The organism is Alcanivorax sp. HI0083, from assembly GCF_001635175.1.
Window position 1 is genome coordinate 1 of the sequence record NZ_LWFX01000999.1, and the last position, 1868, is coordinate 1868.

At 61.3% G+C, this 1868-nt stretch carries 2 protein-coding genes and 1 pseudogene; all 3 read right to left on the reverse strand.

All coding sequences use genetic code 11. From position 1 onward, the window contains the following. Positions 1-240: pseudogene (locus tag A3754_RS12120) on the reverse strand (putative Fe-S cluster assembly protein SufT); the annotation flags it as partial. Between the two features lie 19 nt (positions 241-259). Further along, positions 260-619: an iron-sulfur cluster assembly accessory protein gene (locus tag A3754_RS12125; protein ID WP_063519895.1), complete on the reverse strand. Its 360-nt coding sequence runs from the start codon at positions 617-619 to the stop codon at positions 260-262. Between the two features lie 81 nt (positions 620-700). Beyond that, on the reverse strand, positions 701-1868 hold a 1168-nt coding region (locus A3754_RS12130), incomplete at its 5' end, for an aminotransferase class V-fold PLP-dependent enzyme (RefSeq protein WP_063519896.1).

The following is a 1868-nucleotide window of genomic DNA, read 5'->3' on the forward strand; positions in this document are numbered from 1 at the left end:
GCGCACGCTGCCGTCGTCATTGGCGGGCGCAAAATCCAGCTCCAGCGGTTCCTGGCCGATGGCATCGGCGTCGGTGCCGTCGATGCGCGCCATGTTGCCGTTGATGGTGACGGTATAGGTGCCACCCAGCGCCTGGCGAAGGTTCACGAAGCTGTTCTTGGGAATGGTAATACGGGTGCCGTCCGGTACCTTGCGGGCCGGAACGTCGCGTTGAACCACTACCGTGCGTTGGTCTGCCATTGTCTTCCCTGGCCGGTGGTTAGACGTCGTCTACCGTAAAACTTTCGCCGCAGCCGCATTCGCCGGTGGCGTTGGGGTTGCGGAACTTGAACAGGCTGTTGACGCCTTCGGTGACGTAGTCGATGACCAGGCCGTTGAGCATGGGCAGCCATTTTTCCGGTACGTAGAGGTTCACGCCGTCGATCTCGAACAGCTTGTCGCCGTCCTTGGGTTCGTCCACGAAGTCCAGGGTGTACATGAACCCGGAGCAGCCGGACTCGTCCAGATCCAGGCGAATACCGGCGGCATTGGCCCGCTGGATTTCACGCAGGGCCTGTTGGTTGGCTGCCTCGGTCAGGTTGAGGGTGACCTGGCCGGGTTGGAATGTCTGAACGGTCATGTGTTACCTACCTTGCATGAAACGCCAGACGCTGAACGCCCGACGTTTGACGCGAAAAAGCCGGATCAGGTGTGCCTGGTGTCACAGGAAGGTTTTGACCTTCTCCAGACCTTCGAACAGGCGATCCACCTCTTCCAGCGTATTATAAATCGAGAATGAGGCCCTGACAGTACCGGGAATACCCAAAGTATCCATCAATGGCATGGTGCAGTGGTGTCCGGTGCGAACGGCGATGCCCTGCTTGTCCAGCAGCATGCCCACATCGGCCGGGTGGCCACCGTCCAGCAAAAAGGACAGTACACTCACCTTGCTGGTGGCGGTGCCGATGATTTTCAAGCTGTCGCATGCGTGTGCGCGCTCGGTGGCGCGGGCCAGCAGGGCGTCTTCGTGGACGGCCAGGGCCGGGCGATCCTGGTGGTTCAGCCACTCAATGGCGGTGGCCAGGCCGATGGCGCCGGCGATGTTGGGCGTGCCCGCTTCGAATTTGTAAGGCAGCTGATTCCAGGTGCTTGCTTCGAAGCTGACGGTTTCAATCATTTCCCCGCCGGTCTGGTAGGGCGGCATGGCTTCCAGCAGTTCGCGGCGGCCATAGAGCACGCCGATACCGGTGGGGCCAAATAGCTTATGCCCGGAAAACGCATAGAAATCCACGTCGAGATCCTGCACGTCCACCGGGAAGTGGGCCACGGCCTGGGCGCCGTCGATCAAGGTGATGGCGCCGGCGGCTTTCGCGCGGGCAACCATCTCTTTCACCGGGTTCAGCGTGCCCAGCGCATTGCTGGCATGGCCAATGGCAAAGATTTTGGTTCTCTCACTGAGCAGCTGCGCAAAGGCGTCCTGATCCAGACTGCAGTCGTCACGCAGCGGAATCACTTTTAGTGTGGCGCCGGTGGCGGCGCAGGCCTGCTGCCAGGGGACGATGTTGGCGTGGTGCTCGCTGGTACCGATCAGCACTTCATCGCCGGGCTGCAGGCGCTCACGGGCCACGCACTGGGCCACAATGTTGATGGACTCGGTGGTGCCCTTGGTCCACAGGATTTCTTCGCGGCTGGCGTTGAGGAAGGTCGCCACGGTTTCGCGGGCGCCTTCGAACTGGCTGGTGGCTTCGTCGCTCAGGTAATGAGCGCCACGGTGCACGTTGGAATTCACCGTGCGGTAGTAGTTATCCAGCGCTTCCAGCACCGCCACCGGTTTCTGGGTGGTGGCGCCGTTATCCAGGTAGACCAGCGGCTTGCCGTTCACCTGTTGG

What these genes read in the sequence shown, in the direction of transcription:
- A3754_RS12125 (WP_063519895.1), bottom strand. Translation starts at nt 619, where the DNA reads ATGACCGTTCAGACATTCCAACCCGGCCAGGTCACCCTCAACCTGACC.